The sequence below is a fragment of the Pseudomonas sp. B20 genome, assembly GCF_020515755.1.
In the GTDB taxonomy this organism is placed as follows: domain Bacteria; phylum Pseudomonadota; class Gammaproteobacteria; order Pseudomonadales; family Pseudomonadaceae; genus Aquipseudomonas; species Aquipseudomonas syringae.
In genome coordinates, this window is the sequence record NZ_JAHPJG010000056.1 from 1 (window position 1) to 872 (window position 872).

1 protein-coding gene is annotated in these 872 nt (G+C 61.7%); it reads right to left on the reverse strand.

The features are described 5' to 3' along the window. Window positions 1-872 (reverse strand): AMP-binding protein (locus tag LIX91_RS25520; RefSeq protein ID WP_226489410.1); only part of this gene is annotated, 872 nt, incomplete at both ends.

The window sequence follows — 872 nt, forward strand, 5'->3', positions numbered from 1 at the left end:
CAGGTAGCCACGTGCCACACCGGCACCGCCGACATACAGCTCGCCAACCACGCCCATCGGCACCGGCTCGCCGCGGGCATCGAGAACATACAGCTGCAAATCGGGAATGCGCCTGCCGATCGGGCTGGCGCCGAGGCGCTGGGCGTCTTCGGGCTGCAACGGGTAATAGGTCACATGCACCGTGGTTTCGGTGATGCCGTACATGTTCACCAGTTGTGTGCCGGCATTCACCTTGCGGGCATACCACGGCTTGAGTATCACGGTGTCCAGCGCTTCACCGCCGAAGATCACCTTGCGCAACGAATGCGCCTGGCCGTTCTCGCCCTGTGCAGCAATCAGCTGACGGAACGCACTCGGCGTCTGGTTGAGCACCGTCACCCCGGTGCTGCACAGTAATGCGTAGAAGTCTTCGGGCGAGCGGCTGACCATCTGCGGCACGATCACCAAATGCCCGCCATGCAGCAACGCGCCCCAGATTTCCCAGACCGAAAAGTCGAAGGCGAACGAATGGAACAGCGCCCAGACATCCTGCTGGTTGAAACCGAACCATTCTTCGGTGGCCGAGAACAGCCGCGCGACGTTGCGATGTTCGATCATCACGCCTTTGGGCTTACCGGTGGACCCGGAGGTGTAGATCACATAAGCCAGGTTGCCGGGCGTTACCGGCACCTGCGGATTACAGACGGATTCGTCCTGCAAGTCGTCGTCGAGACAGATCACCGGCACTTGCGAGACCGGCAAGGTGCCCTGCACTGACCGCTGACTCAACAACGCCACCGGTGCGCTGTCGTCGAGGGTATAAGCCAGACGCTCAAGAGGATAAGCCGGGTCCAGCGGCACGTAGGCGGCACCGGCTTTGAGAATCCCCAGCA